Raw genomic sequence first — 26,350 nt, 5'->3', positions numbered from 1 at the left:
TTACATTATCTTTACATTTACGGGTGAGCAGTTTTTTAACACCATCTTGCGGAGTCAATCATGCTAAACCAGCTGGAAAGCCTGACGGAACACGTCAGAGGAAGTAATAAACTGGTTGATCGCTGGCTACATGTACGTAAGCACCTGCTCGTGGCTTACTACAATCTGGTTGGCATTAAGCCTGGCAAAGAATCGTACATGCGACTCAATGAAAAAGCGCTGGATGATTTTTGTCAAAGCCTGGTCGATTACCTCTCCACCGGACACTTCAGTATTTATGAACGTATTCTCCATAAATTGGAAGGAAACGGGCAGCTTTTAAAAGCCACTAAAATTTGGCCACTGCTGGAAGCCAATACACAGCAGATTATGGACTACTACGATTCCAGCCTGGAAACGGCCATCGATCATGATAACTTCCTTGAATTTCAAAAAGTTTTATCGGATCTCGGCGAAGCACTGGAAGCACGATTCGTGCTGGAAGATAAGCTGATTATGCTGGTATTTGACGCCATGCACGACAGCGACGCCCTCAAACGTCATGCTTGAGATTTGCGGCATTAACGCGTAGTTTACATTCATTACCTCTTTACTGAGGTTACTTCTTGTCGGAGTGCTTATTTTCCACAACAGCATGAGTGGAAAAGGCTGAGACCGTTAATTCGGGATCCGCGGAACCTGATCAGGTTAAAACCTGCGAAGGGAACAAGAGTCAATCTGCAATAGCATCGCCCCCGGGCGAGCTTCTCTCTTGCTTCATCCGTCGTCTGGCAAGCCATATCCTTACTTTTATTTGGAATGAGCTATGTCTGCCACTACTAAACCATCACGCCGCGAACAGCGCGCTCAAGCCCAACACTTTATCGATACCCTGGAAGGGACCGCCTTTCCTAACTCAAAACGCATCTATATCACCGGTTCGCAGCCGGATATCCGCATCCCGATGCGCGAAATTCAGCTTAGCCCAACGCTAACTGGCGGCACGAAAGACAATCCTCAATTTGAAGAGAATGAAGCCGTTCCGGTTTACGACACCTCCGGTCCGTATGGCGACCCTGACGTGGCAATTAACGTACAACAGGGTCTGGCAAAACTACGCCAGGCGTGGATTACGGCGCGCAATGATAGCGAAGAGTTAGATGACCGCAGCTCGGCTTACACTAAAGAGCGCCTGGCCGATGATGGCCTTGATGAACTGCGTTTTACGGGTCTGCTGACGCCAAAACGTGCCAAGGCTGGTAAGCGTGTGACCCAGCTACACTATGCTCGCCAGGGGATCGTTACCCCAGAGATGGAGTTTATCGCCATCCGCGAAAACATGGGCCGTGAGCGTATTCGCAGTGAAGTATTACGCCACCAGCATCCGGGGATGAACTTTGGTGCACGCCTGCCAGAAAACATCACGCCGGAATTCGTGCGTGACGAGGTCGCTGCCGGGCGTGCCATTATTCCAGCCAACATCAACCACCCGGAATCAGAACCGATGATTATCGGTCGTAATTTCCTGGTGAAGGTGAATGCCAACATCGGTAATTCAGCAGTCACCTCCTCCATCGAAGAGGAGGTCGAAAAACTGGTGTGGTCTACCCGTTGGGGTGCCGATACGGTAATGGACCTCTCCACCGGTCGTTATATTCATGAAACCCGCGAGTGGATCCTGCGTAACAGCCCGGTGCCAATTGGTACTGTACCGATCTACCAGGCGCTGGAAAAGGTCAACGGGATCGCCGAAGATCTCACCTGGGAAGCCTTCCGCGATACGCTGCTGGAGCAGGCTGAACAGGGCGTTGACTATTTCACCATTCATGCAGGCGTACTGCTGCGCTATGTGCCGATGACCGCCAAGCGTTTGACCGGTATTGTCTCGCGCGGTGGTTCTATTATGGCGAAGTGGTGCCTCTCCCATCACAAAGAGAACTTTCTGTTTGAGCACTTCCGCGAGATCTGTGAAATCTGCGCAGCCTATGACGTTTCCCTGTCGCTGGGCGACGGCCTGCGTCCAGGCTCGATTCAGGATGCCAACGACGAAGCACAGTTCTCTGAGCTACATACGCTGGGTGAACTGACCAAAATAGCCTGGGAATATGACGTGCAGGTGATGATTGAAGGCCCAGGTCATGTGCCAATGCATATGATCCAGCGCAACATGACCGAAGAGCTGGAACACTGCCACGAAGCACCGTTCTATACCTTAGGGCCGCTAACCACCGATATTGCGCCAGGCTATGACCACTTCACGTCAGGCATTGGTGCGGCGATGATTGGCTGGTTTGGCTGTGCCATGCTCTGTTACGTAACGCCAAAAGAACACCTTGGTCTGCCCAATAAAGAAGATGTGAAACAGGGTCTTATCACCTATAAGATTGCCGCGCATGCTGCTGATTTGGCCAAAGGGCATCCGGGTGCGCAGATCCGTGATAACGCTATGTCAAAAGCACGTTTCGAATTCCGTTGGGAAGACCAGTTTAATCTGGCGCTCGACCCGTTCACTGCTCGCGCTTACCACGACGAAACCCTGCCGCAGGAGTCCGGGAAAGTAGCTCACTTCTGCTCCATGTGCGGGCCGAAGTTCTGTTCGATGAAAATCAGCCAGGAAGTGCGCGACTACGCCGCTGCACAGACGATTGAAGTCGGGATGGCGGATATGTCGGAGAACTTCCGCGCCAAAGGCGGTGAAATCTACCTCAAAAAAGAGGAGGCGTAATGTACCAGCCTGATTTTCCCTCCGTGCCATTCCGCCTCGGGCTTTACCCGGTCGTAGATGGCGTCGAGTGGATTGAGCGTCTGCTGGGGGCAGGCGTGCGTACTATCCAGTTGCGTATCAAAGACAAACATGATGAAGAGGTCGAAGAAGACGTTGTTGCCGCTATCGCGCTGGGGCGTCGTTATGATGCTCGCCTGTTTATCAACGATTACTGGCGACTGGCTGTTAAACACAACGCGTATGGGGTACATCTGGGGCAGGAAGACCTCGAAACCACCGACCTGAAAGCGATTCAGGCGGCGGGATTGCGCCTTGGTGTTTCGACTCACGATGATATGGAGATTGATGTGGCGCTGGCGGCTCGCCCTTCTTATATCGCGCTGGGTCATGTCTTCCCCACGCAAACCAAGCAGATGCCTTCCGCCCCACAGGGGCTGGCACAACTGGCACATCATATTGAGCGGCTGGCTGATTACCCTACCGTCGCGATTGGTGGCATCAGCCTTGAGCGCGCGCCTGCGGTACTGGGTACCGGCGTCGGCAGCATTGCTGTCGTCAGCGCCATCACCCAGGCAACGGACTGGCACGATGCCACGACACAGTTGTTGGCGATTGCAGGAGCAGGCGATGAATGACCGCGACTTTATGCGCTATAGCCGGCAGATCCTGCTTGGCGATATCGCGATTGAAGGCCAGCAAAAGCTGATCGACAGCCATGTGCTGATTGTCGGGTTAGGTGGGCTAGGTTCGCCTGCCGCACTGTATCTGGCAGGTGCGGGCGTCGGCAAGCTGACGCTGGTCGACGATGACGATATTCATCTGAGTAATCTGCAGCGCCAGATCCTGTTTACCACGGATGATATCGCCCGCGCCAAATCACAAGTCGCACAGCAGCGGCTTACCCGCCTCAACCCGGATATCGACGTGGTAGCGCTCCAGCAACGCCTGCAAGGTGATGCGCTCAGACATGCTGTAGCACGTGCCGACGTGGTGCTCGACTGCACAGACAACATGGCAACTCGCCAGCAGATTAACGCCGCCTGCGTGGCGCTAAATACGCCACTCATTACCGCCAGTGCCGTCGGTTTCGGCGGCCAATTAATGGTGCTGACTCCGCCTTGGGAACAGGGGTGTTATCGCTGCCTGTGGCCGGATGATGCGGAGCCAGAGCGCAACTGCCGCACTGCAGGCATTGTGGGCCCGGTCGTCGGGGTGATGGGAACCTTGCAGGCTCTGGAAGCAATCAAATTACTCAGCGGAATTGAAACCCCAGCCGGAGAGTTGCGTCTGTTTGATGGCAAAACCAGCCAGTGGCGTAGCCTGGCGCTGCGCCGTGCCAGCGGTTGCCCGGTCTGTGGAGGGCAACATGCAGATTCAGTTCAATGATGAGCCAATGCAGTGCGCCGAGGGGCAAACCATCAGCGAACTGCTGACACAGCTTAATCAGCATAAACCGGGAATGGCGCTGGCACTAAACCAGCAGATCCTGCCACGTGAGCAGTGGCAACAGCAAATCGTGCAGGAAGGCGACCAGATCCTGCTTTTTCAGGTCATTGCAGGGGGTTGATATGTTACGTATTGCCGACAAAACGTTTGATTCACATCTGTTTACTGGCACCGGGAAATTCGCCTCATCACAGCTGATGGTCGATGCCATTCGCGCCTCCGGTAGCCAGTTGGTGACGCTGGCAATGAAGCGGGTCGATTTACGCCAGCACAACGACGCGATTCTGACACCGCTTATCGAAGCCGGCGTCACACTTCTGCCTAACACTTCAGGGGCCAAAACGGCAGAAGAGGCTATCTTTGCCGCCCAACTGGCACGTGAAGCGCTAGGGACACGCTGGCTGAAGCTGGAAATCCACCCTGACGCACGCTGGCTACTGCCGGACCCTATCGAAACCCTGAAAGCCGCCGAAGCACTGGTAAAGCAGGGCTTTGTGGTACTGCCCTACTGCAGCGCGGACCCGGTACTGTGTAAACGGCTGGAGGAGGTTGGTTGTGCTGCGGTAATGCCGCTCGGCGCGCCCATCGGTTCTAATCAGGGGCTGGAAACCCGCGCGATGCTGGAGATTATTATCCAGCAGGCGACCGTTCCGGTGGTGGTTGATGCAGGCATCGGTGTTCCGAGCCACGCTACGCAGGCGCTGGAGATGGGGGCCGATGCGGTGCTGGTCAACACAGCCATTGCCGTGGCTGACGATCCGGTGATGATGGCAACCGCCTTCCGTCTGGCCGTTGAAGCTGGCTTGCTGGCACGCCAGGCGGTACCAGGAAGCAAAAGTTCGCAGGCAAGTCCTACCAGCCCGTTAACCGGATTTCTGGAGGCCTTCTCATGAAAACTTTCGCCGATCGCTGGCGACAACTGGACTGGGACGACATCCGCCTGCGCATCCACAGTAAAACCGCTGCAGATGTGGAACGGGCTATCAATGCCTCACAACTCACACGCGATGACTTGATGGCCTTGCTCTCCCCTGCCGCCGCCGCTTATCTGGAGCCGCTGGCGCAGCGGGCGCAGAAACTTACTCGCCAGCGCTTTGGCAACACCGTCAGTTTTTACGTCCCGCTGTATCTCTCTAATCTGTGTGCCAATGACTGTACCTACTGCGGCTTCTCTATGAGTAACCGTATTAAGCGCAAAACACTGGACGAAGATGAGATTAGCCGGGAGTGCGCGGCCATCCGCGAGCTGGGTTTCGAGCACCTCCTGTTGGTCACTGGCGAACATCAGGCCAAAGTCGGCATGGATTACTTTCGTCGCCATTTCCCCGCTATTCGCCGCCAGTTCGCCTCATTACAGATGGAAGTACAGCCGCTGTCAGAGGCTGAATATGCGGAACTGAAGGCGCTGGGACTGGATGGAGTAATGGTGTATCAGGAGAGCTACCATGAAGCGGTTTATGCCCGGCACCATCTGAAAGGGAAAAAACAGGATTTCTTCTGGAGGCTGGACACGCCAGACAGACTGGGGCGCGCTGGCATCGATAAAATCGGCCTGGGAGCGTTGATTGGTTTGTCCGATAGCTGGCGGGTTGATTGTTATATGGTCGCCGAGCATTTGCTGTGGATGCAGCAACATTACTGGCAGAGTCGTTACTCCATCTCCTTCCCAAGACTACGTCCGTGTACCGGAGGTGTAGAGCCAGCGTCAATTATGGATGAACGCCAGTTGGTGCAAACCATTTGTGCATTTCGCTTGCTGTCGCCGGAAATTGAACTGTCGCTTTCCACCCGTGAGTCTCCGTGGTTCCGTGACCATGTGATCCCGCTGGCGATCAACAACGTCAGTGCTTTCTCGAAAACGCAACCCGGTGGGTATGCTGATAACCATCCTGAACTGGAACAGTTCTCTCCGCACGACGATCGTCGCCCGGAAACTGTCGCTGACGCATTGATTGCACAGGGATTACAACCCGTGTGGAAAGACTGGGACAGCTATCTGGGAAGGACGTCTCAGGTGTCGTAAATCTGAGGAGACCGCATAAACGAAAAAACCCGCTTACGCGGGTTTTTTATTCACTGACACTTATCTGCTCAGGCTCTGGCCTTCATCGCTATCGCAAGTGCTCGTGGGATTATCGGCAATTACAGCGCGATAACGTTAACAGCAGACGGACCTTTAGCGCCGTTCTCAACAGAGAATTCCACTTTTTGACCTTCGTCTAAGGTTTTAAAATCGTTGCTCTGGATGGCTGAAAAATGCACAAATACATCTTTACCACCGTCCTGAGGAGTGATAAAGCCAAAGCCTTTTTCAGGGTTAAACCATTTTACTAAACCAGTCATTTTGTTAGACATAGATACTTCCTTTCATGTTTTGAGCCGCTTATGCAGCGAAGATGGCCTGTTTTGCAGAAATTAACTTATGGGGCACTTAGGAGGAGGCTCACGATGAAGAGTATCTGAGGATAACGCTTGAACTGAGAACTGCTTTACTAAAACTGCTTACATAAGGTCTGTGTTCCAAACCGATGCCATTATAGTAGACTTGCTTCTAATCATTATGCAAGCATTAATTTAATTAATATCCATCAACAGGTGAAATGTTGAGCCAGTGCGTCTGTGCGGAAAGGTAACGTATTGATGTATAAAAAATAAAAGCCCTGACCGTTGCAGCCAGGGCTTTAAGTTACTACAAACTTCAGATTTAACATTAATAGACTTAACAATTTTGTACTGCTGTTGATACTACATTTTAAATGTACACGTTTATCACAGATAATATTGGATGCTGATACTAACTAACACTTTCCTCTATTTATCGTTAAATAAACCCAGCCAACTTGATAATAAAACTCAAGAATGGCGACCTAAACAAGTACACTTCCCCTTGCGACATATACTCTTTGATGCGTGGCCTTACTTCCCTTGCAAGCTCTTATAAAAGAAACCTGCCAACATTAACTATTAAATCATGACCTTACATCGTCGCACTTTCTTTACTACTTTGCGATTAGATAAATCAACTACAGAGCCTGAAAACATTGTCGATGTGCAAAGATAATAACTTCAGCATCGACTACCCCATACAAAAGAATATTTCGTGGCCCTTATCGCAACCCCCTATCAAACGCTACTAACACTTACTAATTTAACAGCAAATGACTATTTCTCCGCTGTTAAGTATTAACATACGGGTTTAAAAAACAGTGTCAATACTGTTTTTAATAACATGTCTTTATTGACAGTAATTATTAATATCTACACCTGAACACTATGGGAAAAACTGCTTTTTGGGTCAGACCAGGCCGGCCAGAGCCCCGCTTGTAACCGGTTTCAGAAAAAATGGCATTTCTTTGTGATGCCAGACACACAATCGTCGCAAAGCGGTTGTTGCTGTTGCCCGCACGAGATAATTATCAATAAATACCCGTTGATCGAGACTCACTATGAAAAACATCGTTTTATGCTGTGCCGCCGGGATGTCCACCAGCATGCTGGTGCAAAGGATGAAAGATGCCGCCCAGAAAAAAGGCGTCGATGTGGCTATCAAAGCAGTCCCGGTGGCTGAATTTGAAGAAAATATCGCCACTGCAGATATTGTTTTACTCGGTCCGCAGGTTAAGTATGAACAGGCCAAACTTCAGGCGCTTGCCGACCCGCTAGGCAAAAAGGTCGCCGTTATCGATATGATGGATTACGGCATGATGAAAGGTGATGCCGTACTGGATAACGCACTGAAGTTACTGGAGTAATGGCATGGAAGAGTTAGAAACAATCATCATGGAATTACTCGTGAATGCGGGTGCTGCCCGCAGCCAGGCCCTCACAGCGCTGCAACTGGCGCGTAAAGGTGATTTCACGGGTGCAGAACAAGCGATGACGGAATCACGCGAGTTCGTTAAACAAGCGCATAAAATTCAGACCCAACTTATCGGTATAGACGAAGGTACGGGAAAGTTACCGGTCAATCTCATCACCGTCCATTCGCAGGACCATTTGATGAACGCGATGGTGATTCAGGATCTGGCGGGCGACATGATTGAACTTTATCGGCGCTTACCGCCGGTAAATTAATGGTGCTACCGAATGGCTTCTTAGGCCTGATAAGCGCAGCGCCGCCAGGCATAAACATAGATATAAAAAAACCCGCCGAAGCGGGTTTTTTATTAGGGTCAACAACGATTAATCGTTATCAGAACCGCCCAGACCTGCGTTCAACAGCTCTGCCAGGCTGGCAGAAGCATCTTCAGCAGTGACCTGCGGTGCAGCTGGCAGTTCGCCTGCTGCGCGGCGGCGCATACGATCCTGGTGGTACGCATAACCGGTACCAGCCGGGATCAGACGACCCACGATGACGTTCTCTTTCAGACCGCGCAGTTCATCACGTTTACCTGCAACAGCGGCTTCGGTCAGGACACGCGTGGTTTCCTGGAACGATGCTGCAGAGATGAAGGACTCGGTTGCCAGAGACGCTTTGGTAATACCCAGCAGATCGCGGGAGAATGTTGCACCCACTTTGCCGTTCGCTTCCAGCTCGCGGTTAGCGATCTTGACGCGGGAGTATTCAACCTGCTCGCCTTCCAGGAAGTCGGAGCTACCAGCGTTTTCGATGGTGGCTTTACGCAGCATCTGACGAACGATAACTTCGATGTGTTTATCGTTAATCTTAACGCCCTGCAGACGGTATACGTCCTGAACTTCGTTAACGATGTAACGAGTTACAGCATGCACACCACGCAGACGCAGGATGTCGTGCGGCGCTTCCGGACCGTCGGAAACAACGTCACCACGTTCTACACGTTCACCTTCGAACACGTTGAGCTGACGCCATTTCGGAATCATCTCTTCGTATGGTTCGCTACCGTCTACCGGGGTGATAACCAGACGACGTTTACCTTTGGTCTCTTTACCGAAGGAAATGATGCCGCTGATTTCAGCCAGGATTGCCGGCTCTTTCGGACGACGTGCTTCGAACAGGTCCGCAACGCGCGGCAGACCACCGGTGATATCCTTGGTACCGCCGGATTCCTGCGGAACACGCGCCAGGGTGTCACCAGAACTGATCTGTACGCCATCTTCCAGCTGAACAATCGCTTTACCCGGCAGGAAGTACTGAGCAGGCATATCGGTGCCTGGGATCAGAACGTCGTTGCCCTGAGCATCAACAATTTTCAGTGCCGGACGCAGGTCTTTACCACCCGCAGTACGCTCTGCAGAATCCAGAACCACCAGAGAAGACAGACCGGTCAGCTCGTCGGTCTGACGAGTAATGGTCTGGCCGTCGATCATGTCAGTGAAGCGGACGAAACCACTCACTTCGGTGATAACCGGCATGGTGTGCGGATCCCAGTTCGCTACGGTTTCGCCGCCAGCAACCTGTTCGCCATCACCTTTCGCCATCACGGAGCCGTAAGGCACTTTATAGCTTTCTTTGGTACGACCGAATTCGTCGATCAGTTTCAGTTCGGTGTTACGTGAGGTGATAACCAATTTACCGCTGGAGTTCACAACCGACTTCGCATTGCTCAGACGGATGCTACCTTTGTTTTTCACCTGGATGCTGGATTCAGCAGCCGCACGAGATGCCGCACCACCGATGTGGAACGTACGCATTGTCAGCTGTGTACCCGGTTCACCGATGGACTGCGCCGCGATAACGCCGATTGCTTCACCTTTGTTGATGATGTGGCCACGCGCCAGGTCACGACCGTAGCAGTGCGCACATACACCAAAGTCAGTGTCACAGGATACAACGGAACGGACTTTAACGGAGTCAACGGAGTTCTCTTCCAGCAGGTCACACCACTGTTCGTGCAGCAGCGTGTTGCGTGGAACCAGAATATCCGCGGTGCCCGGCTTCAGAACGTCTTCAGCAGTCACACGACCCAATACGCGATCGCGCAGCGGTTCTTTAACGTCACCACCCTCGATAACCGGGGTCATGGTGATGCCTTCCAACGTGCCACAATCATCTTCAGTAACGACCAGGTCCTGCGCGACGTCAACCAGACGACGAGTCAGATAACCGGAGTTCGCTGTTTTCAGTGCAGTATCCGCCAGACCTTTACGCGCACCGTGCGTGGAGATGAAGTACTGGAGTACGTTCAGACCTTCACGGAAGTTCGCGGTGATTGGCGTTTCGATGATGGAGCCATCTGGCTTCGCCATCAGACCACGCATACCTGCCAGCTGACGAATCTGTGCTGCAGAACCACGCGCACCGGAGTCGGCCATCATGTAGATGCTGTTGAAGGAAACCTGCTGCTCTTCTACGCCGTCACGGTTAATAACGGTTTCAGTTTGCAGGTTATCCATCATCGCTTTGGATACACGATCGTTCGCCGCAGCCCAGATATCGATAACTTTGTTATAGCGTTCGCCCGCGGTTACCAGACCAGACTGGAACTGCTCCTGGATCTCAGCAACTTCAGCTTCTGCTTCAGAGATGATCTCATGTTTCTTCTCTGGGATGACCATGTCATCAATACCAACAGATGCACCTGAACGCGCTGCATAAGCAAAGCCGGTGTACATTGTCTGGTCAGCGAAGATAACGGTCGGCTTCAGGCCCAGAATGCGGTAACAGGTGTTCAGCATTTTGGAGATAGCTTTCTTGCCCAGCGCCTGGTTGACGATGGAGAAAGGCAGACCTTTCGGTACGATCATCCACAGAATGGCACGGCCAACGGTCGTGTCTTTCAGGCTGGTTTTCGCAACGAATTCGCCGTTTTCATCTTTTTCGTATTCGGTGATACGCACTTTAACGCGCGCATGCAGAGAGGCCAGACCTGCGCGATAAATACGCTCAGCTTCTTTCGGGCCAGTCAGCACCATGCCTTCGCCTTTGGCGTTAACACAGTCACGGGTCATGTAGTACAGACCCAATACAACGTCCTGAGACGGAACGATGATTGGTTCGCCGTTCGCCGGGGACAGGATGTTGTTGGTAGACATCATCAGCGCACGCGCTTCGAGCTGGGCTTCCAGCGTCAGCGGTACGTGAACAGCCATCTGGTCACCATCGAAGTCGGCGTTATATGCCGCACAAACCAGCGGGTGCAGCTGGATAGCTTTACCTTCGATCAGTACCGGTTCAAATGCCTGGATACCCAGACGGTGCAGTGTTGGTGCACGGTTCAGCAGTACCGGGTGTTCGCGGATAACTTCGTCCAGGATATCCCAAACGACAGCTTCTTCACGCTCAACCATTTTCTTAGCGGCTTTGATGGTGGTGGCGAGGCCACGCAGTTCCAGTTTGCCGTAGATGAACGGTTTGAACAGTTCCAGTGCCATTTTCTTCGGCAGACCGCACTGATGCAGACGCAGGTATGGACCTACGGTGATTACAGAACGACCGGAGTAGTCAACACGCTTACCGAGCAGGTTCTGACGGAAACGACCCTGCTTACCTTTGATCATATCGGCCAAAGATTTCAGAGGACGTTTGTTAGAACCGGTGATCGCACGACCGCGACGACCGTTATCCAGCAGGGCGTCGACCGCTTCCTGCAGCATACGTTTTTCGTTGCGTACGATGATGTCCGGCGCAGCCAGATCCAGCAGACGTTTCAGACGGTTGTTACGGTTGATCACGCGACGATACAGATCGTTCAGATCTGAGGTTGCGAAACGACCACCATCCAGCGGAACCAGCGGACGCAGATCTGGCGGCAGAACCGGCAGAACGGTCAGGATCATCCACTCTGGCTTGTTGCCAGACTGTACGAATGCTTCCAGCAGTTTGATACGCTTGGTCAGCTTCTTACGCTTGGTTTCGGAGTTGGTTTCGTTCAGCTCTTCGCGCAGAGTTTCACACTCTTGCTCCAGATCCATGCTCTTCAGCAGGGCCTGGATGGCTTCCGCACCCATCTTCGCGTCGAATTCGTCACCGAACTCTTCCAGCGCGTCCAGATACTGCTCTTCAGTCAGGATCTGTTGACGTTCCAGATTAGTCATACCGCCTTCGATAACAACATAAGATTCGAAGTACAGTACGCGTTCGATATCGCGCAGTGGCATATCGAGCAGCAGACCGATACGGGACGGCAGAGATTTCAGGAACCAGATGTGAGCAGTCGGAGACGCCAGCTCGATATGGCCCATACGCTCACGGCGTACTTTAGTCTGGGTCACTTCAACGCCGCACTTCTCACAGATCACACCACGGTGTTTCAGGCGCTTGTACTTACCGCACAGGCACTCATAGTCTTTTACCGGCCCAAAGATACGGGCGCAGAAAAGGCCGTCACGCTCAGGTTTGAACGTACGGTAGTTAATGGTTTCCGGCTTCTTAACTTCACCGAAAGACCATGAACGGATCATGTCTGGCGAGGCCAGCGCAATTTTGATCGCATCAAACTCTTCGGTTTTAGTCTGCGCTTTCAGAAACTTTAATAAATCTTTCACGGATTTGCTCCCGTCGGAGTTAGCACAATCTGGCGCTGGCGGTTAAGCCAGCACCAGTGACCTGTTTGATCGAGAGTTACTCGTCTTCCAGCTCGATGTTGATACCCAGCGAACGAATCTCTTTCAACAGTACGTTGAAGGATTCTGGCATGCCTGGTTCCATCTGATGGTTGCCGTCCACGATGTTCTTATACATCTTAGTACGACCGTTCACGTCATCAGACTTAACGGTGAGCATTTCCTGCAGGGTGTATGCTGCGCCATATGCTTCAAGCGCCCACACTTCCATCTCCCCGAAGCGCTGACCACCGAACTGCGCCTTACCACCCAGCGGCTGCTGAGTAACCAGGCTGTAAGAACCGGTAGAACGCGCATGCATCTTGTCATCAACCAGGTGGTTCAGTTTCAGCATGTACATGTAGCCAACGGTAACCTGGCGCTCGAACTGCTCACCGGTACGACCGTCGAACAGTGTGATCTGACCGGAAGTCGGCAGGCCACCCAGCTGTAACAGTTCCTTGATTTCAGACTCTTTCGCACCGTCGAACACCGGCGTTGCGATCGGCATACCTTTTTTCAGGTTTTCAGCCAGACGCAGAACTTCTTCATCGCTGAAGGTATTCAGGTCAACTTTCTGACGAACATCTGAACCCAGATCGTAAGCACGCTGGATGAATTCGCGCAGTTTCGCGACTTCCTGCTGCTGTTTCAGCATGGCGTTGATCTTATCGCCGATACCTTTCGCAGCCATACCCAGGTGGGTTTCAAGGATCTGACCGATGTTCATACGCGATGGTACGCCCAGCGGGTTCAGTACGATGTCTACCGGCGTACCGTTAGCATCATGTGGCATATCTTCGATCGGGTTGATCTTAGAAATTACACCCTTGTTACCGTGACGACCTGCCATTTTATCACCAGGCTGGATCCGACGTTTAACCGCCAGATAAACCTTAACAATCTTCAGCACGCCCGGTGCCAGATCGTCGCCCTGTGTGATTTTACGGCGTTTCGCTTCGAGTTTTTTCTCGAACTCGTGTTTCAGTTCGTCGTACTGCTCAGCCAGCTGTTCCAGCTGATTTTGTTTCTCTTCGTCGGTCAGGCCGAGTTCCAGCCAGCGATCGCGTGGCAGTTTGTCGAGCTTCTCAGCTTCAACACCACCGGCAACCAGCACAGCGTAGATACGGCTGAACAGGCCAGCTTCGAGGATCTGCAGTTCTTCAGACAGGTCTTTCTTAGCCTGCTTCAGCTGCATTTCTTCGATTTCCAGCGCACGTTTGTCTTTTTCTACGCCATCGCGAGTAAAGACCTGAACGTCGATAATCGTACCGGAAACACCGTTTGGCACGCGCAGAGAAGAGTCTTTAACGTCAGACGCTTTCTCACCGAAGATTGCACGCAGCAGCTTCTCTTCTGGCGTCAGTTGGGTTTCACCTTTCGGCGTTACCTTACCAACCAGAATGTCGCCACCGGTGACTTCCGCACCAATGTAAACGATACCGGATTCATCCAGTTTGGAGAGCGCAGCTTCACCCACGTTCGGGATGTCAGCGGTGATCTCTTCCGGCCCCAGCTTGGTGTCACGGGACACACAGGCCAGTTCCTGAATGTGGATGGTGGTGAAACGGTCTTCCTGGACAACACGCTCGGATACGAGGATGGAGTCTTCGAAGTTGTAACCGTTCCATGGCATGAATGCCACGCGCATGTTCTGACCCAGTGCCAGTTCACCGAGGTCGGTGGACGGACCGTCAGCCAGCACATCACCACGTTCAACCGGTTCGCCCAGAGACACACATGGCATCTGGTTGATACAGGTGTTCTGGTTAGAACGGGTATATTTGGTCAGGTTATAAATGTCGATACCTGCTTCGCCCGGGTACATCTCGTCTTCGTTAACTTTGATAACGATACGGGAAGCATCCACGTACTGAACAGTACCGCCACGCTTAGCAACTGCAGTAACACCGGAGTCAACGGCAACAGCACGTTCCATACCGGTACCAACCAGCGGCTTATCAGCACGCAGAGTCGGAACCGCCTGACGTTGCATGTTCGCACCCATCAATGCACGGTTGGCGTCATCGTGTTCCAGGAACGGGATCAGGGACGCACCGACGGAAACCACCTGCTGGGTGGATACGTCCATGTAGTCAACCTGGTCGCGGCTGAACAAGCTGGATTCGCCTTTGCTACGGCAGGTAACCAGATCTTCTACAAAGTGGCCTTCGTCATCCAGGTTGGAGTTCGCCTGAGCGATAACGTAGTTGCCTTCTTCAATAGCAGACAGGTAATGAATTTCGTCAGTTACAACACCGTCGGTTACTTTACGATACGGAGTCTCAAGGAAGCCGTATTCGTTAGTCTGTGCATACACGGACAGGGAGTTGATCAGACCGATGTTCGGACCTTCAGGCGTTTCGATTGGACATACGCGACCGTAGTGAGTCGGGTGTACGTCTCGAACTTCGAAGCCTGCGCGTTCACGGGTCAGACCGCCTGGGCCGAGTGCGGAGATACGACGTTTGTGCGTAATCTCAGACAGCGGGTTGTTCTGGTCCATAAACTGAGACAGCTGGCTGGAACCGAAGAACTCTTTCACTGCTGCAGAAATCGGCTTGGCGTTGATCATATCCTGAGGCATCAGGGTATCCAGATCGCCCAGAGACAGACGCTCTTTCACCGCACGCTCAACACGTACCAGGCCAACGCGGAATTGGTTTTCCGCCATTTCGCCTACGGAACGGATACGACGGTTGCCAAGGTGGTCGATATCATCGACTTCGCCTTTACCGTTACGGATATCGATGAGCTTCTTCATCACTTCAATGATGTCGTCTTTGCTCAGGATACCGGAACCTTCGATTTCGTCGCGCAGCAGAGAACGGTTGAACTTCATACGACCAACCGCAGACAGGTCATAGCGGTCTTCGGAGAAGAACAGGTTCTCGAACAGGCTTTCAGCCGCTTCGCGTGTCGGCGGCTCACCAGGACGCATCATACGGTAGATTTCTACCAGTGCGCTCAGACGATCGTTGGTTGGGTCGACACGTACAGTTTCAGAAATGTACGGACCGTGGTCCAGATCGTTAGTGAACAGCGTTTCGATACGCTTGTGGCCAGACTGGCTCAGCTTAGCCAGCAGATCCAGGCTCAGCTCCATGTTAGCTGCGCAGATCAGCTCGCCAGTGGATTCGTCAACGTAGTCTTTAGCCGCAACTTTACCCGCAATGTACTCAACCGGAACTTCGATATGCTTGATATCGTCTTTTTCCAGTTGGCGAATGTGGCGCGCAGTGATGCGACGACCTTTTTCGACGTAGACTTTGCCGTTAGCTTCAATGTCAAAGGATGCGGTTTCACCACGCAGGCGTTCCGGCACCAGTTCCATCTGCAGCTTGTTGTCGCGAATTTCAAAGACAACTTTCTCAAAGAACAGATCCAGAATCTGCTCAGTGGTGTAGTTCAGTGCACGCAGAATAATGGTCGCTGGCAGTTTGCGGCGACGGTCAATACGTACGAACAGGTTGTCCTTCGGATCGAATTCGAAGTCCAGCCAGGAACCACGGTAAGGAATGATGCGCGCGTTATACAGCACTTTACCCGAAGAGTGGGTTTTACCTTTGTCGGAGTCAAAGAAGACGCCAGGACTACGGTGCAGCTGAGAAACGATAACACGCTCAGTACCGTTGATAACAAAGGTACCGTTGTCAGTCATGAGCGGAATTTCGCCCATGTAGACTTCTTGTTCTTTAATGTCTTTTACGGTGCCTTCCGGCGCTTCGCGCTCGTAGATCACCAGACGCAGTTTTACGCGCAGCGGTGCGGAATAGGTCACGCCACGGATCTGACATTCCTGAACGTCAAACACCGGTTCGCCAAGGCGGTAGCTGACGTATTGCAGCTCGGAATTACCGCTGTAGCTCTGAATCGGGAAAACGGAACGGAAAGCTGCTTCCAGACCATACTGCCCTTCAGGATCTTGCTCGATGAACTTCTGAAACGAGTCAAGCTGGATAGAAAGGAGATAAGGTATGTCCAACACTTGTGGACGTTTACCAAAATCCTTACGAATACGTTTTTTCTCGGTATAGGAGTAAACCATTAGGGTTCCTCAGCTCGCTGACAAGTCGACCCATCTGTCCGACGAAGGGACAGTTTGTGCAACACTATTTTGTTGACCGGAAAATCGAATACTTTCCGCAATGCCTGTTGCTATCACGCTTAAACCATTTCATTGCGATTTACACAGAACTGACGCTCTGTCGCAGTATATTAAGGCGTCGATAGAAACAAACATTGAAAGGCACAGCAGTAGTCAAACAGTGTGAAATGCTACTGGCGCCTTACAGCGCAAAAAGGCTGGTGACTAAAAAGTCACCAGCCATCAGCCTAATTTCTTAGGCTGCAACCAGAAAAGTTGGCTTATTTAACTTCAACTTCAGCGCCAGCTTCTTCCAGAGATTTTTTCAGTGCTTCTGCGTCGTCTTTGCTGATGCCTTCTTTCAGGGCAGCCGGAGCAGATTCTACCAGGTCTTTAGCTTCTTTCAGACCCAGGCCAGTTGCGCCACGTACTGCTTTGATTACAGCAACTTTGTTAGCGCCAGCAGCTTTCAGAATTACGTCGAATTCAGTTTTTTCTTCAGCAGCTTCAGCCGGGCCAGCAGCTACAGCTACAGCAGCAGCAGCGGAAACACCGAATTTTTCTTCCATTGCAGAGATCAGTTCTACAACGTCCATTACGGACATAGCGGATACTGCTTCAATGATTTGATCTTTAGTGATAGACATTTAAATTGTTCCTGAAAATCAGAATAAGTTTATACGTAAGCAGATGCTTGAGAAAGATAACTGCGATTAAGCAGCTTCTTTCGCATCGCGTACAGCAGCCAGAGTACGAACCAGTTTGCCAGCCGAAGCTTCTTTCATGGTTGCCATCAGGCGTGCAATTGCTTCTTCGTAGGTCGGCAGAGTTGCCAGGCGATCGATTTGCGATGCCGGGATCAATTCACCTTCAAAGGCTGCGGCTTTGACCTCAAATTTTGCATTCGCTTTCGCGAACTCTTTGAACAGACGAGCAGCAGCGCCCGGGTGTTCCATAGAGTATGCAATCAGGGTCGGACCAACAAACGTGTCTTTCAGGCACTCGAACTGAGTACCTTCAACGACGCGGCGCAGCAGGGTGTTACGAACAACACGCATGTATACGCCAGCTTCACGACCTGCTTTACGCAGTTCAGTCATTTTATCTACAGTTACGCCACGGGAATCCGCAACTACTGCAGACAGCGCGCCTTTGGCTACTTCGCTGACTTCAGCAACAATCGCTTGTTTGTCTTGAAGATTTAAAGCCATTAGCTTTGCTCCTGGATGTTTGCCGGAACTCATGTTCCGGAACTCACTTCACTCCCCCCAACGGAGAGAGCGTCTAAATACGGTGAGCAGAAACAAGCCAGAGTATCAGAAATAATCTTAGCGTTCTGTCACCGTCTACGCAGGGCATTAAGTTTCTGACGAAACACCTGCGGTCTTCGACGGAGGCCTGGATAGGCCAGGCTCCAACGAACAAATCTTGTCTATGACTTCGTCCTTTGAACTGTAGTCGCGTTAGCTGTTCTCGCTCACACCGGTCATGTAGTTAACTACAACTCCCGGCGATTCACTCAATTGCTGCCTTGCTACAATTCAGATGACTCACATAGAGTTCTGTTTATTTCAACAGAAACGTGGGGGTAAGATTGTAGACAAAATCACCGCCCACGTAAAGCTAATCTTAGACGTTCGCAGACGCGCTCAGACCAGCCTGATCAACGGCAACACCAGCACCCATGGTGGTGGAGATGCTAACTTTCTTGATGTACACGCCTTTAGCCTGAGTCGGTTTAGCTTTTTTCAGCGCAACCAGCAGAGCTTCCAGGTTTTCTTTCAGTTTGTCAGCGTCAAAATCCACTTTACCGATGGTAGTGTGAATGATGCCGTTTTTGTCGTTACGGTAACGAACCTGACCTGCTTTAGCGTTCTTAACGGCTTCAGCAACGTTCGGCGTTACAGTACCAACTTTCGGGTTTGGCATCAGGCCACGCGGACCCAGAACCTGGCCCAGCTGGCCAACAACGCGCATTGCATCCGGGGAAGCAATAACAACGTCAAAGTTCATTTCGCCTTTTTTGATCTGGTCAGCCAGATCTTCCATACCTACCAGCTCAGCGCCTGCAGCTTTAGCAGCTTCAGCGTTTGCGCCCTGGGTAAATACGGCTACGCGAACGGAACGGCCAGTACCGTGCGGCAGTACAGTTGCACCACGTACGTTCTGGTCAGATTTACGTGCGTCGATGCCGAGGTTAACGGCAACGTCTACGCTTTCTACGAATTTAGCAGTGGCCAGCTCTTTCAGCAGAGCGATAGCTTCGTTGATATCGTACTGTTTAGTAGCATCAACTTTGTCACGGATCACGGACATGCGCTTGGTCAGTTTAGCCATTTCTTAGTCCTCCACTACCAGGCCCATGGAACGTGCAGTACCTTCGATGGAGCGAGTCATCGCTTCAATGTCGGAACCAGTCATGTCGGCAGCTTTGGTCTGCGCGATTTCCTGCAGCTGAGCGCGGGAAATTTTACCCACTTTGTCTTTGTTCGGCTTACCGGAACCAGACTTGATACCAGCCGCTTTCTTCAGCAGTACTGCTGCCGGAGGCGTTTTGGTAACGAAAGTGAAAGAACGGTCAGCGTAAACGGTGATAACAACCGGAATCGGCAGACCTTTTTCCATGGAATCAGTTTTTGCGTTGAACGCTTTGCAGAATTCCATGATGTTCACGCCTTGTTGACCCAGTGCTGGACCTACCGGCGGGCTCGGGTTAGCCATACCAGCTGCAACCTGCAGCTTGACATAGGCTTGGACTTTCTTAGCCATTCTAAATTCCTCTAGTTGGGTTATAGCGCCTCAAGGAGGCTCCCCGTGATTAAATTCGTTTTACGGACAGAATCCATAAAAACAAAAGGCGCGAAATTGTATTCCAATCTCGCGCCTTGTGCAACGATTAAATCGTCGCTTTTTTGATCGACGTGTTAGGCTTTTTCAACCTGAGCGAAGTCCAGTTCAACTGGAGTCGCACGACCGAAGATAGACACGGAAACTTTCAGACGAGACTTCTCGTAATCCACTTCTTCAACCACACCGTTAAAGTCAGCGAACGGACCGTCGCTAACACGAACCATTTCACCTGGCTCAAACATCGTTTTCGGACGTGGCTTATCACCAACCTGCTGCAAGCGGTTCATGATCGCATCAACTTCTTTGTCGCTGATAGGTGCCGGACGGTCAGATGTACCGCCGATAAAGCCCATCACACGCGGCACGCTACGCACCAGGTGCCAGCTTGCATCATTCATTACCATCTGGACCAGTACATAGCCCGGGAAGAATTTACGCTCGCTTTTGCGACGCTGGCCGCCACGGATTTCGACCACTTCTTCGGTCGGTACCATGACTTCACCAAACAACTCTTCCATATTTTGTAACTTGATATACTCACGCAGCGAGGTCGCTACGCGGCCTTCAAAACCGGAAAACGCCTGAACGACGTACCAGCGCTTTTTAGGGGCTTCAGACATCTTAGAACCTCAGGCCAGTGATAAAGGATACCAGGCGAACCAGAATACCATCCAGTCCCCACAGGATCAGTGACATTACCGCAGTGACCGCAGCAACGATCAGCGTGGTGTGCAGCGTTTCCTGGCGAGTTGGCCAAATGACCTTACGGACTTCGGTTCTCGCTTCACGGGCAAAAGCAACGGTCGCTTTACCTTTTGTAGTCAACAGCGCGACACCACCCGCTGCGGCAATCAGAATCACTACGGCCAGCGCACGCAGCGGCAGCATCATGTCACGATAGAGGTAGTTGCCAACGATAGCTACAAGCAGCAATACAGCGACAACAACCCACTTCATCGCTTCCAGGCCGCGCCCGCTTCCTTGAGCTTCGGTATTCGCACTCATAAACCAACCTGTCAGAAGTATCTACAAACATTTTCACCCCGCGTAAGCGAGGCGATCCAAACCGAAATGCTCTGGTGCGTTTCGGACTAAACGCCCTCTTCAGAGCCTGTCTCAGCAATGATTATGACAAAAAAAATCACTGATGAGCCAGGTTCTGGTGTGAAAGCGTGCAAAAAGGGCATCAAATGATGCCCTTTTATTGCGCATTGCGTCAAATGTTATCGGCAATTAGCTCATTACTTTGGCAACAACGCCCGCGCCAACGGTACGGCCGCCTTCACGGATTGCGAAACGCAGACCGTCGTCCATCGCGATCGGGTGGATCAGGGTAACAACCATTTTGATGTTGTCGCCCGGCATTACCATCTCTACGCCTTCCGGCAGTTCGATGGTACCCGTCACGTCAGTAGTACGGAAGTAGAACTGCGGACGGTAGCCTTTGAAGAACGGAGTATGACGGCCGCCTTCGTCTTTGGACAGAATGTACACTTCAGATTCGAACTTGGTGTGCGGCTTGATAGAGCCCGGCTTAGCCAGTACCTGACCACGTTCGATTTCTTCACGTTTGATACCACGCAGCAGAACACCAACGTTCTCACCAGCACGGCCTTCGTCCAGCAGTTTGCGGAACATTTCAACGCCAGTACAGGTAGACTTGGCAGTCTCTTTGATACCAACGATTTCAACTTCTTCACCAACTTTGATGATACCGCGTTCTACACGACCGGTAACAACGGTACCACGACCGGAGATGGAGAATACGTCTTCGATAGGCAGCAGGAACGGCTTGTCAATCGCACGCTCTGGTTCCGGGATGTAAGAATCCAGGAAGCCAGCCAGTTCGATGATTTTCGCTTCCCACTCTGCTTCGCCTTCCAGCGCTTTCAGAGCAGAACCACGAACGATCGGCGTGTCGTCGCCCGGGAAATCGTACTGAGACAGAAGTTCACGAACTTCCATTTCTACCAGTTCCAGCAGCTCTTCGTCATCAACCATGTCGCATTTGTTCAGGAACACGATGATGTACGGAACGCCTACCTGACGGCCCAGCAGGATGTGCTCACGAGTCTGCGGCATCGGGCCGTCAGTCGCAGCAACAACCAGGATCGCGCCGTCCATCTGCGCAGCACCGGTGATCATGTTTTTAACATAGTCGGCGTGGCCCGGGCAGTCTACGTGCGCGTAGTGGCGAGTCGGGGTGTCATATTCAACGTGAGAAGTGTTGATGGTGATACCACGAGCTTTTTCTTCCGGCGCGTTATCGATCTGATCGAATGCGCGAGCAGCACCGCCGTAGGTTTTAGCCAGAACGGTAGTGATTGCAGCGGTCAGCGTTGTTTTACCATGGTCAACGTGGCCGATAGTACCGACGTTAACGTGCGGTTTAGTACGTTCAAATTTTTCTTTAGACATCGATTGTCCCTCTAAGACACGGATAAATCGGTGATATCACCACATCAACCAGGCAATATACCTGAGCTGTTGAATGCTTTTAAAAGTAAACAGAGAGAAACGGGAAGGAGAAGTGAAGTGGTGCTGATACCCAGAGTCGAACTGGGGACCTCACCCTTACCAAGGGTGCGCTCTACCAACTGAGCCATATCAGCACGTCTGGAGCGGGCAGCGGGAATCGAACCCGCATCATCAGCTTGGAAGGCTGAGGTAATAGCCATTATACGATGCCCGCATCCTGAAACTCGGCTACCCAGTTCTTTCTGTAACAAAAAAGAGATTTCTCTCTTTTATGTTTGAGCTGATTAAATTTTTTAACCAACTCAGGCGGCGATAACGCTGCCAGAAAGTGGTGGTGGGGGAAGGATTCGAACCTTCGAAGTCTGTGACGGCAGATTTACAGTCTGCTCCCTTTGGCCGCTCGGGAACCCCACCGGACTTGATGGTGCCGACTACCGGAATCGAACTGGTGACCTACTGATTACAAGTCAGTTGCTCTACCTACTGAGCTAAGTCGGCATCAAGTAGCGCGCATTTTATGGATACCTGCGTGCTCATGCAACTAAAAAATTGCATAAAATGTTCTTCCGCTCACATTTTGCACTATACGTCCGATAAATAATCTATTTCTTGTCTGAATTGCACAAATTTCCAACGCTGGGCCTTATAACCGGAGAGGGTTTCGCTCCGTTATTCACGTTCGGACAGAGAGAAAGCACATCTTTATACATCTGGAATACTCGTCACAATGCTTTTCAGGGGACGATTTTTTCTTATTATTCCCCCTCATCTGGTGTTACCCTCCTGCCCATTGTCCAAATTAACTGAAATGTGCGTGCCATTGCGTGCCGGGGATGATTTCGTTTTTTATCACTGACCTGATATAGCAATGACAGCCAGACCATGCGTATGAGTATAAAAGAGCAAGCGTTAACGTCGCCTTACCTACAGTTTGATCGCAACCAGTGGGCTGCGCTTCGTGATTCAGTGCCGATGACCCTGACCGAGGAAGAGATTGCTCGTCTGAAAGGCATTAACGAAGACTTATCGCTGGAAGAAGTTGCTGAGATTTATTTGCCTCTATCGCGTTTGCTAAATTTTTACATCAGTTCAAACCTGCGACGCCAGGCTGTTCTGGAGCAATTTTTAGGCACAAACGGCCAGCGTATTCCTTATATCATTAGTATTGCAGGCAGTGTTGCAGTTGGTAAAAGCACAACCGCGCGCGTTTTGCAGGCACTGCTGAGCCGCTGGCCAGAGCACCGCAAAGTTGAGCTGATTACGACCGATGGTTTCCTTCACCCAAACCAGGTGTTGAAAGAACGCGGGCTCATGAAGAAGAAAGGCTTCCCCCAGTCTTATGATATGCACCGTCTGGTAAAATTTGTTTCCGACCTGAAGTCAGGCGTTCCTAACGTCACCGCACCGGTCTATTCACATCTGATCTATGACGTGATCCCTGATGGCGACAAAACGGTTGCCCAGCCGGATATATTGATTCTCGAAGGGTTAAATGTATTACAAAGCGGAATGGACTACCCCCACGACCCGCATCATGTATTTGTTTCTGACTTCGTCGATTTCTCTATTTACGTTGATGCGCCAGAGGAATTACTCCAGACGTGGTACATCAATCGATTCCTGAAATTCCGTGAAGGGGCATTTACCAATCCTGACTCTTATTTCCATAACTACGCGAAATTGTCCGAGGATGAGGCTGTCAATACAGCAATGTCGCTCTGGAAAGAGATTAACTGGTTGAATTTAAAACAAAATATACTACCTACGCGTGAGCGAGCCAGTTTAATCATGACCAAGAGCGCCAATCATGCCGTTGAGCAAGTCAGGTTAAGAAAATAAATAATAAGAAGGGGAGCAGATGCTCCCCTTCTTATTATTCGGCACTTCTGAGCGATATTTCTCCGCCCATCCATGGTGTTATCTTGCCATTCTGTTCAAGCAATAGTGCACCTTGTGCATCTATTCCTCGCGAGATACCAAATATTTCTTTATCGCCAATAATGAGTTTAACCGGGCGGTTGATAAAGTTATCAAGTACCTTCCAGCGTGATAAATAAGGCACCAACCCCTCTTGCTCAAACAGTATCAGCGCAGCACGAAGCTCGCGGATCAGCCGGGCCGCAAGCGTATTACGGTCAATGTTTATGCCTGCTTCCTGTAAGTTAATCCACCCCTGATTAACCACATTCTCTTCTACCCGGCGCATAGACATGTTAATTCCGGCACCAATAACGATCTGCGCGGCATCACCAGTCTTTCCGGTGAGCTCAACCAGAATGCCGGCCAGTTTTCGATCGAGCAGGTAGAGATCATTAGGCCATTTCACACGGACTTTATCCGCCCCCAGATCGCGTAAAACCTCAGCCATGACGATACCAATAACCAGACTCAGGCCAATCGCCGCTGCCGGGCCCTGCTCCAGGCGCCAGAACATAGAGAGATACAGGTTAGCACCAAATGGCGAGAACCATTTACGCCCACGTCGGCCACGACCAGCCTGCTGATACTCCGCTACGCAGGCATCTCCGGATGTCAGTTGCCCAATTCGATCCAGCAGATACTGGTTGGTTGAATCAATTACGGGCAGAACGGTGATGTTTCCGCCGTCCAGCTGAGAATGAATAACGGATGAGTCTAGTAGCTGGATGGGCTCTGGTAAGCTGTAGCCTTTGCCTGGAACAGTAAATACATCAACGCCCCAGTCGCGTAGCGTCTGGATGTGTTTGTTAATCGCTGCACGACTCATTCCCAGTTTTTCACCGAGTTGCTCACCTGAATGGAATTCGCCATCAGCCAATAATGAGATGAGCGTCAGGGGGACGGTATTATCCTTCATGCGATGATCTCCACAGCATTCACTTCACCCTGCGGGCCCATAAATCTAACCTCTGGCTCAAGCCAGACATTAAACTTCTCCCCCACTTTATGTCGTACATGATGTGCAAGTTGCACGACATCCTGGCTCGTCGCATTACCCGCATTGATCAGTACCAGTGCCTGTTGTTGATGTACTGCTGCGCCACCAATACGCATGCCTTTGAGCTGACACTGATCGATAAGCCAGCCAGCGGCCAGCTTCACTGAGCCATCGGCCTGGGGATAGTGAGGTGCGGTCGGGAATTGTGACAGGAGTTCCTGTGCAATTTCCGCAGCAACAACCGGATTTTTAAAGAAACTTCCCGCATTACCGTTTATTTTCGGGTCAGGCAGCTTTGTTGTTCGCATGTGGCAGACGGAATCAAACACCTGATGAGGTGTGACCGTTGCAGGATCCAGACGCGTCAAATCGCCGTATGTCAGTACGGGCTGCCACTGTTTAGACAAACGCAGACCGACGGCTACAATCGCGACGCGATCCTGATACTCATGCTTAAAGATACTGTCACGATACCCGAAACGACATTCCGCAGCACTTACACGCAGATGCTTACCGGTCGCCAGTTCAATGCAATCCACATATTCGCAAACACGCTGAAGTTCCACACCATAAGCACCAATGTTCTGGATTGGCGATGAGCCAACACAGCCGGGAATAAGCGCCAGGTTTTCCAGCCCAGGCATGCCAAGCTGCAATGTATGCTGTACCAGATGATGCCAGTTCTCACCAGCCCCAACGTGTAGATACCACGCGTCAGGCTTCTCTGTAATCTCTATACCTTTGATACGGTTGACGATCACCGTGCCATGGAAATTATCGAGGAACAGGACGTTACTCCCCTCACCCAGAATCAGTACTGGATGATGTGATGCATTGGCTGATTGCCAGGCATTCAATAATTGTTGCTCATTTTCGGCGCAGACAAGTTCGTTAGCTTGCTGATCGATGCCGAAGGTATTCCAGGCTTTAAGGGAGTGATTCATAGACGCTTTCCTGATGCAAAATCGCGCTTAGTTTACCGCATATGCCGCAGGATGGCTTGTTTTATGGAAGCGTGGGGGGTTGCTTTGTGCCCGATGGTGCCGCGATGTGCCTGATGCGCTGCGCTTATCAGGCCTACCTTGTGGTGCCGTTGTAGGCCGGATAAGGCGGAACGCCGCATCCGGCGAAATGCCGCCGGGAGTGCCTGATGCGCTGTGCTTATCAGGCCTACAACATACATTCAGCTGCAGGCCGGATAAGACAGGATGCTGCATCCGGCGGTTTTCACCCCGCACAGACGCAAAAAAGCCCATCCGTCAGGATGGGCTTCTTCACTTATTTGATGCCTGGCAGTTCCCTACTCTCGCATGGGGAGACCCCACACTACCATCGGCGCTACGGCGTTTCACTTCTGAGTTCGGCATGGGGTCAGGTGGGACCACCGCGCTACAGCCGCCAGGCA

General features: G+C 51.5%; 22 protein-coding genes, 4 tRNA genes, 1 rRNA gene, 1 pseudogene and 1 riboswitch. Of the genes and pseudogenes, 11 read left to right on the top strand and 17 right to left on the bottom strand.

Translation table 11 applies throughout. The features are described from left to right. The first annotated feature begins 60 nt into the window (after nt 1–60). The 7 genes from rsd to thiH all read left to right on the top strand — a co-directional run bounded on the left by rsd (nt 61) and on the right by thiH (nt 6,173). On the top strand, nt 61–549 hold the full coding sequence (gene rsd / locus NNN64_RS16605; protein ID WP_137383226.1) for a sigma D regulator: 489 nt from the start codon (nt 61–63) through the stop codon (nt 547–549). Between the two features lie 50 nt (nt 550–599). Next, a riboswitch (TPP riboswitch) is annotated at nt 600–722 on the top strand. Nucleotides 723–805: 83 nt separating this feature from the next. Further along, on the top strand, nt 806–2,704 hold the full coding sequence (gene thiC / locus NNN64_RS16600; protein WP_271442061.1) for a phosphomethylpyrimidine synthase ThiC: 1,899 nt from the start codon (nt 806–808) through the stop codon (nt 2,702–2,704). Then, on the top strand, nt 2,704–3,339 hold the full coding sequence (gene thiE / locus NNN64_RS16595) for a thiamine phosphate synthase (RefSeq protein ID WP_271442060.1): 636 nt from the start codon (nt 2,704–2,706) through the stop codon (nt 3,337–3,339). Before thiC ends, thiE begins: the two co-directional genes overlap by 1 nt. Then, nucleotides 3,332–4,090, top strand: a complete 759-nt coding sequence (gene thiF / locus NNN64_RS16590; RefSeq protein WP_271442059.1) for a thiazole biosynthesis adenylyltransferase ThiF — start codon at nt 3,332–3,334, stop codon at nt 4,088–4,090. The genes thiE and thiF overlap by 8 nt, the downstream gene beginning before the upstream one ends. Continuing rightward, the gene (thiS, locus tag NNN64_RS16585; RefSeq protein ID WP_202037215.1) at nt 4,071–4,271 is read left to right on the top strand and encodes a sulfur carrier protein ThiS; all 201 of its coding nucleotides are present in this window, start codon (nt 4,071–4,073) and stop codon (nt 4,269–4,271) included. Before thiF ends, thiS begins: the two co-directional genes overlap by 20 nt. Before the next feature lies 1 nt (nt 4,272). Beyond that, nucleotides 4,273–5,043: a thiazole synthase gene (gene thiG / locus NNN64_RS16580; protein ID WP_271442058.1), complete on the top strand. Its 771-nt coding sequence runs from the start codon at nt 4,273–4,275 to the stop codon at nt 5,041–5,043. Then, on the top strand, nt 5,040–6,173 hold the full coding sequence (gene thiH, locus NNN64_RS16575) for a 2-iminoacetate synthase ThiH (protein WP_271442057.1): 1,134 nt from the start codon (nt 5,040–5,042) through the stop codon (nt 6,171–6,173). The genes thiG and thiH overlap by 4 nt, the downstream gene beginning before the upstream one ends. A gap of 119 nt (nt 6,174–6,292) precedes the next feature. On the opposite strand, the gene cspE is transcribed toward thiH, so the two are convergent. Further along, nucleotides 6,293–6,505, bottom strand: coding sequence for a transcription antiterminator/RNA stability regulator CspE (gene cspE / locus NNN64_RS16570; protein ID WP_271442056.1), 213 nt, complete (start codon nt 6,503–6,505; stop codon nt 6,293–6,295). 1,091 nt (nt 6,506–7,596) lie between these two features. On the opposite strand from cspE, the gene NNN64_RS16565 reads away from it, so the two are divergent. Together NNN64_RS16565 and NNN64_RS16560 are read left to right on the top strand one after the other, a co-directional pair. Next, nucleotides 7,597–7,902 carry a PTS sugar transporter subunit IIB gene (locus NNN64_RS16565; RefSeq protein WP_271442055.1) on the top strand — a complete coding sequence of 102 codons (306 nt, stop codon included), beginning with the start codon at nt 7,597–7,599 and terminating at the stop codon, nt 7,900–7,902. Nucleotides 7,903–7,906: 4 nt separating this feature from the next. After that, the gene (locus NNN64_RS16560; protein ID WP_137383233.1) at nt 7,907–8,224 is read left to right on the top strand and encodes a PTS lactose/cellobiose transporter subunit IIA; all 318 of its coding nucleotides are present in this window, start codon (nt 7,907–7,909) and stop codon (nt 8,222–8,224) included. A 108-nt stretch (nt 8,225–8,332) separates the two neighbouring features. On the opposite strand, the gene rpoC is transcribed toward NNN64_RS16560, so the two are convergent. The 13 genes from rpoC to NNN64_RS16495 all read right to left on the bottom strand — a co-directional run bounded on the left by rpoC (nt 8,333) and on the right by NNN64_RS16495 (nt 22,526). Then, entirely contained in the window at nt 8,333–12,556 is a 4,224-nt protein-coding gene (gene rpoC / locus NNN64_RS16555) for a DNA-directed RNA polymerase subunit beta' (RefSeq protein ID WP_005132891.1), read from the bottom strand. A 76-nt stretch (nt 12,557–12,632) separates the two neighbouring features. Further along, nucleotides 12,633–16,661 (bottom strand): DNA-directed RNA polymerase subunit beta, encoded by a 4,029-nt coding sequence (rpoB, locus tag NNN64_RS16550; protein WP_199948064.1) that lies wholly within the window; start codon nt 16,659–16,661, stop codon nt 12,633–12,635. Nucleotides 16,662–16,981: 320 nt separating this feature from the next. Then, complete coding sequence (gene rplL / locus NNN64_RS16545) at nt 16,982–17,347, bottom strand: 50S ribosomal protein L7/L12 (RefSeq protein ID WP_003033114.1); 366 nt, start codon at nt 17,345–17,347, stop codon at nt 16,982–16,984. A gap of 66 nt (nt 17,348–17,413) precedes the next feature. Then, nucleotides 17,414–17,911, bottom strand: a complete 498-nt coding sequence (gene rplJ / locus NNN64_RS16540) for a 50S ribosomal protein L10 (RefSeq protein WP_001207203.1) — start codon at nt 17,909–17,911, stop codon at nt 17,414–17,416. Nucleotides 17,912–18,329: 418 nt separating this feature from the next. Further along, a complete protein-coding gene (gene rplA, locus NNN64_RS16535) occupies nt 18,330–19,037 on the bottom strand; it encodes a 50S ribosomal protein L1 (protein WP_198907431.1) in 708 nt (235 codons plus the stop codon). Between the two features lie 3 nt (nt 19,038–19,040). Beyond that, nucleotides 19,041–19,469, bottom strand: a complete 429-nt coding sequence (rplK, locus tag NNN64_RS16530) for a 50S ribosomal protein L11 (RefSeq protein WP_003033122.1) — start codon at nt 19,467–19,469, stop codon at nt 19,041–19,043. A 155-nt stretch (nt 19,470–19,624) separates the two neighbouring features. Next, nucleotides 19,625–20,170, bottom strand: coding sequence for a transcription termination/antitermination protein NusG (gene nusG / locus NNN64_RS16525; protein WP_003033125.1), 546 nt, complete (start codon nt 20,168–20,170; stop codon nt 19,625–19,627). Between the two features lies 1 nt (nt 20,171). Continuing rightward, nucleotides 20,172–20,555 carry a preprotein translocase subunit SecE gene (gene secE / locus NNN64_RS16520; protein WP_003033128.1) on the bottom strand — a complete coding sequence of 128 codons (384 nt, stop codon included), beginning with the start codon at nt 20,553–20,555 and terminating at the stop codon, nt 20,172–20,174. A 228-nt stretch (nt 20,556–20,783) separates the two neighbouring features. Continuing rightward, nucleotides 20,784–21,968 carry an elongation factor Tu gene (tuf, locus tag NNN64_RS16515; RefSeq protein WP_003031109.1) on the bottom strand — a complete coding sequence of 395 codons (1,185 nt, stop codon included), beginning with the start codon at nt 21,966–21,968 and terminating at the stop codon, nt 20,784–20,786. A gap of 118 nt (nt 21,969–22,086) precedes the next feature. After that, nucleotides 22,087–22,162 (bottom strand) — tRNA-Thr (locus tag NNN64_RS16510). A 5-nt stretch (nt 22,163–22,167) separates the two neighbouring features. Continuing rightward, nucleotides 22,168–22,242 (bottom strand) — tRNA-Gly (locus tag NNN64_RS16505). Between the two features lie 115 nt (nt 22,243–22,357). Further along, nucleotides 22,358–22,442: transfer RNA gene (locus NNN64_RS16500), tRNA-Tyr, on the bottom strand. 8 nt (nt 22,443–22,450) lie between these two features. Further along, nucleotides 22,451–22,526 (bottom strand) — tRNA-Thr (locus NNN64_RS16495). 19 nt (nt 22,527–22,545) lie between these two features. On the opposite strand from NNN64_RS16495, the pseudogene NNN64_RS16490 reads away from it, so the two are divergent. Next, nucleotides 22,546–22,626, top strand: a pseudogene (locus tag NNN64_RS16490) (hypothetical protein); the annotation flags it as partial. Between the two features lie 290 nt (nt 22,627–22,916). Further along, nucleotides 22,917–23,867, top strand: coding sequence for a type I pantothenate kinase (coaA, locus tag NNN64_RS16485; RefSeq protein WP_271442069.1), 951 nt, complete (start codon nt 22,917–22,919; stop codon nt 23,865–23,867). A gap of 34 nt (nt 23,868–23,901) precedes the next feature. On the opposite strand, the gene birA is transcribed toward coaA, so the two are convergent. The 3 genes from birA to rrf all read right to left on the bottom strand — a co-directional run bounded on the left by birA (nt 23,902) and on the right by rrf (nt 26,348). Then, complete coding sequence (gene birA, locus NNN64_RS16480) at nt 23,902–24,864, bottom strand: bifunctional biotin--[acetyl-CoA-carboxylase] ligase/biotin operon repressor BirA (protein WP_271442054.1); 963 nt, start codon at nt 24,862–24,864, stop codon at nt 23,902–23,904. Next, nucleotides 24,861–25,889 (bottom strand): UDP-N-acetylmuramate dehydrogenase, encoded by a 1,029-nt coding sequence (murB, locus tag NNN64_RS16475; protein ID WP_271442053.1) that lies wholly within the window; start codon nt 25,887–25,889, stop codon nt 24,861–24,863. Before murB ends, birA begins: the two co-directional genes overlap by 4 nt. 343 nt (nt 25,890–26,232) lie before the next feature. Next, a 5S ribosomal RNA gene (gene rrf, locus NNN64_RS16470) occupies nt 26,233–26,348 on the bottom strand. Nucleotides 26,349–26,350 lie beyond the last annotated feature (2 nt).

This window comes from Citrobacter sp. Igbk 14, assembly GCF_028069825.1.
Taxonomy (GTDB): domain Bacteria; phylum Pseudomonadota; class Gammaproteobacteria; order Enterobacterales; family Enterobacteriaceae; genus Citrobacter.
This window is presented reverse-complemented; position numbering and strand designations above follow the sequence as displayed.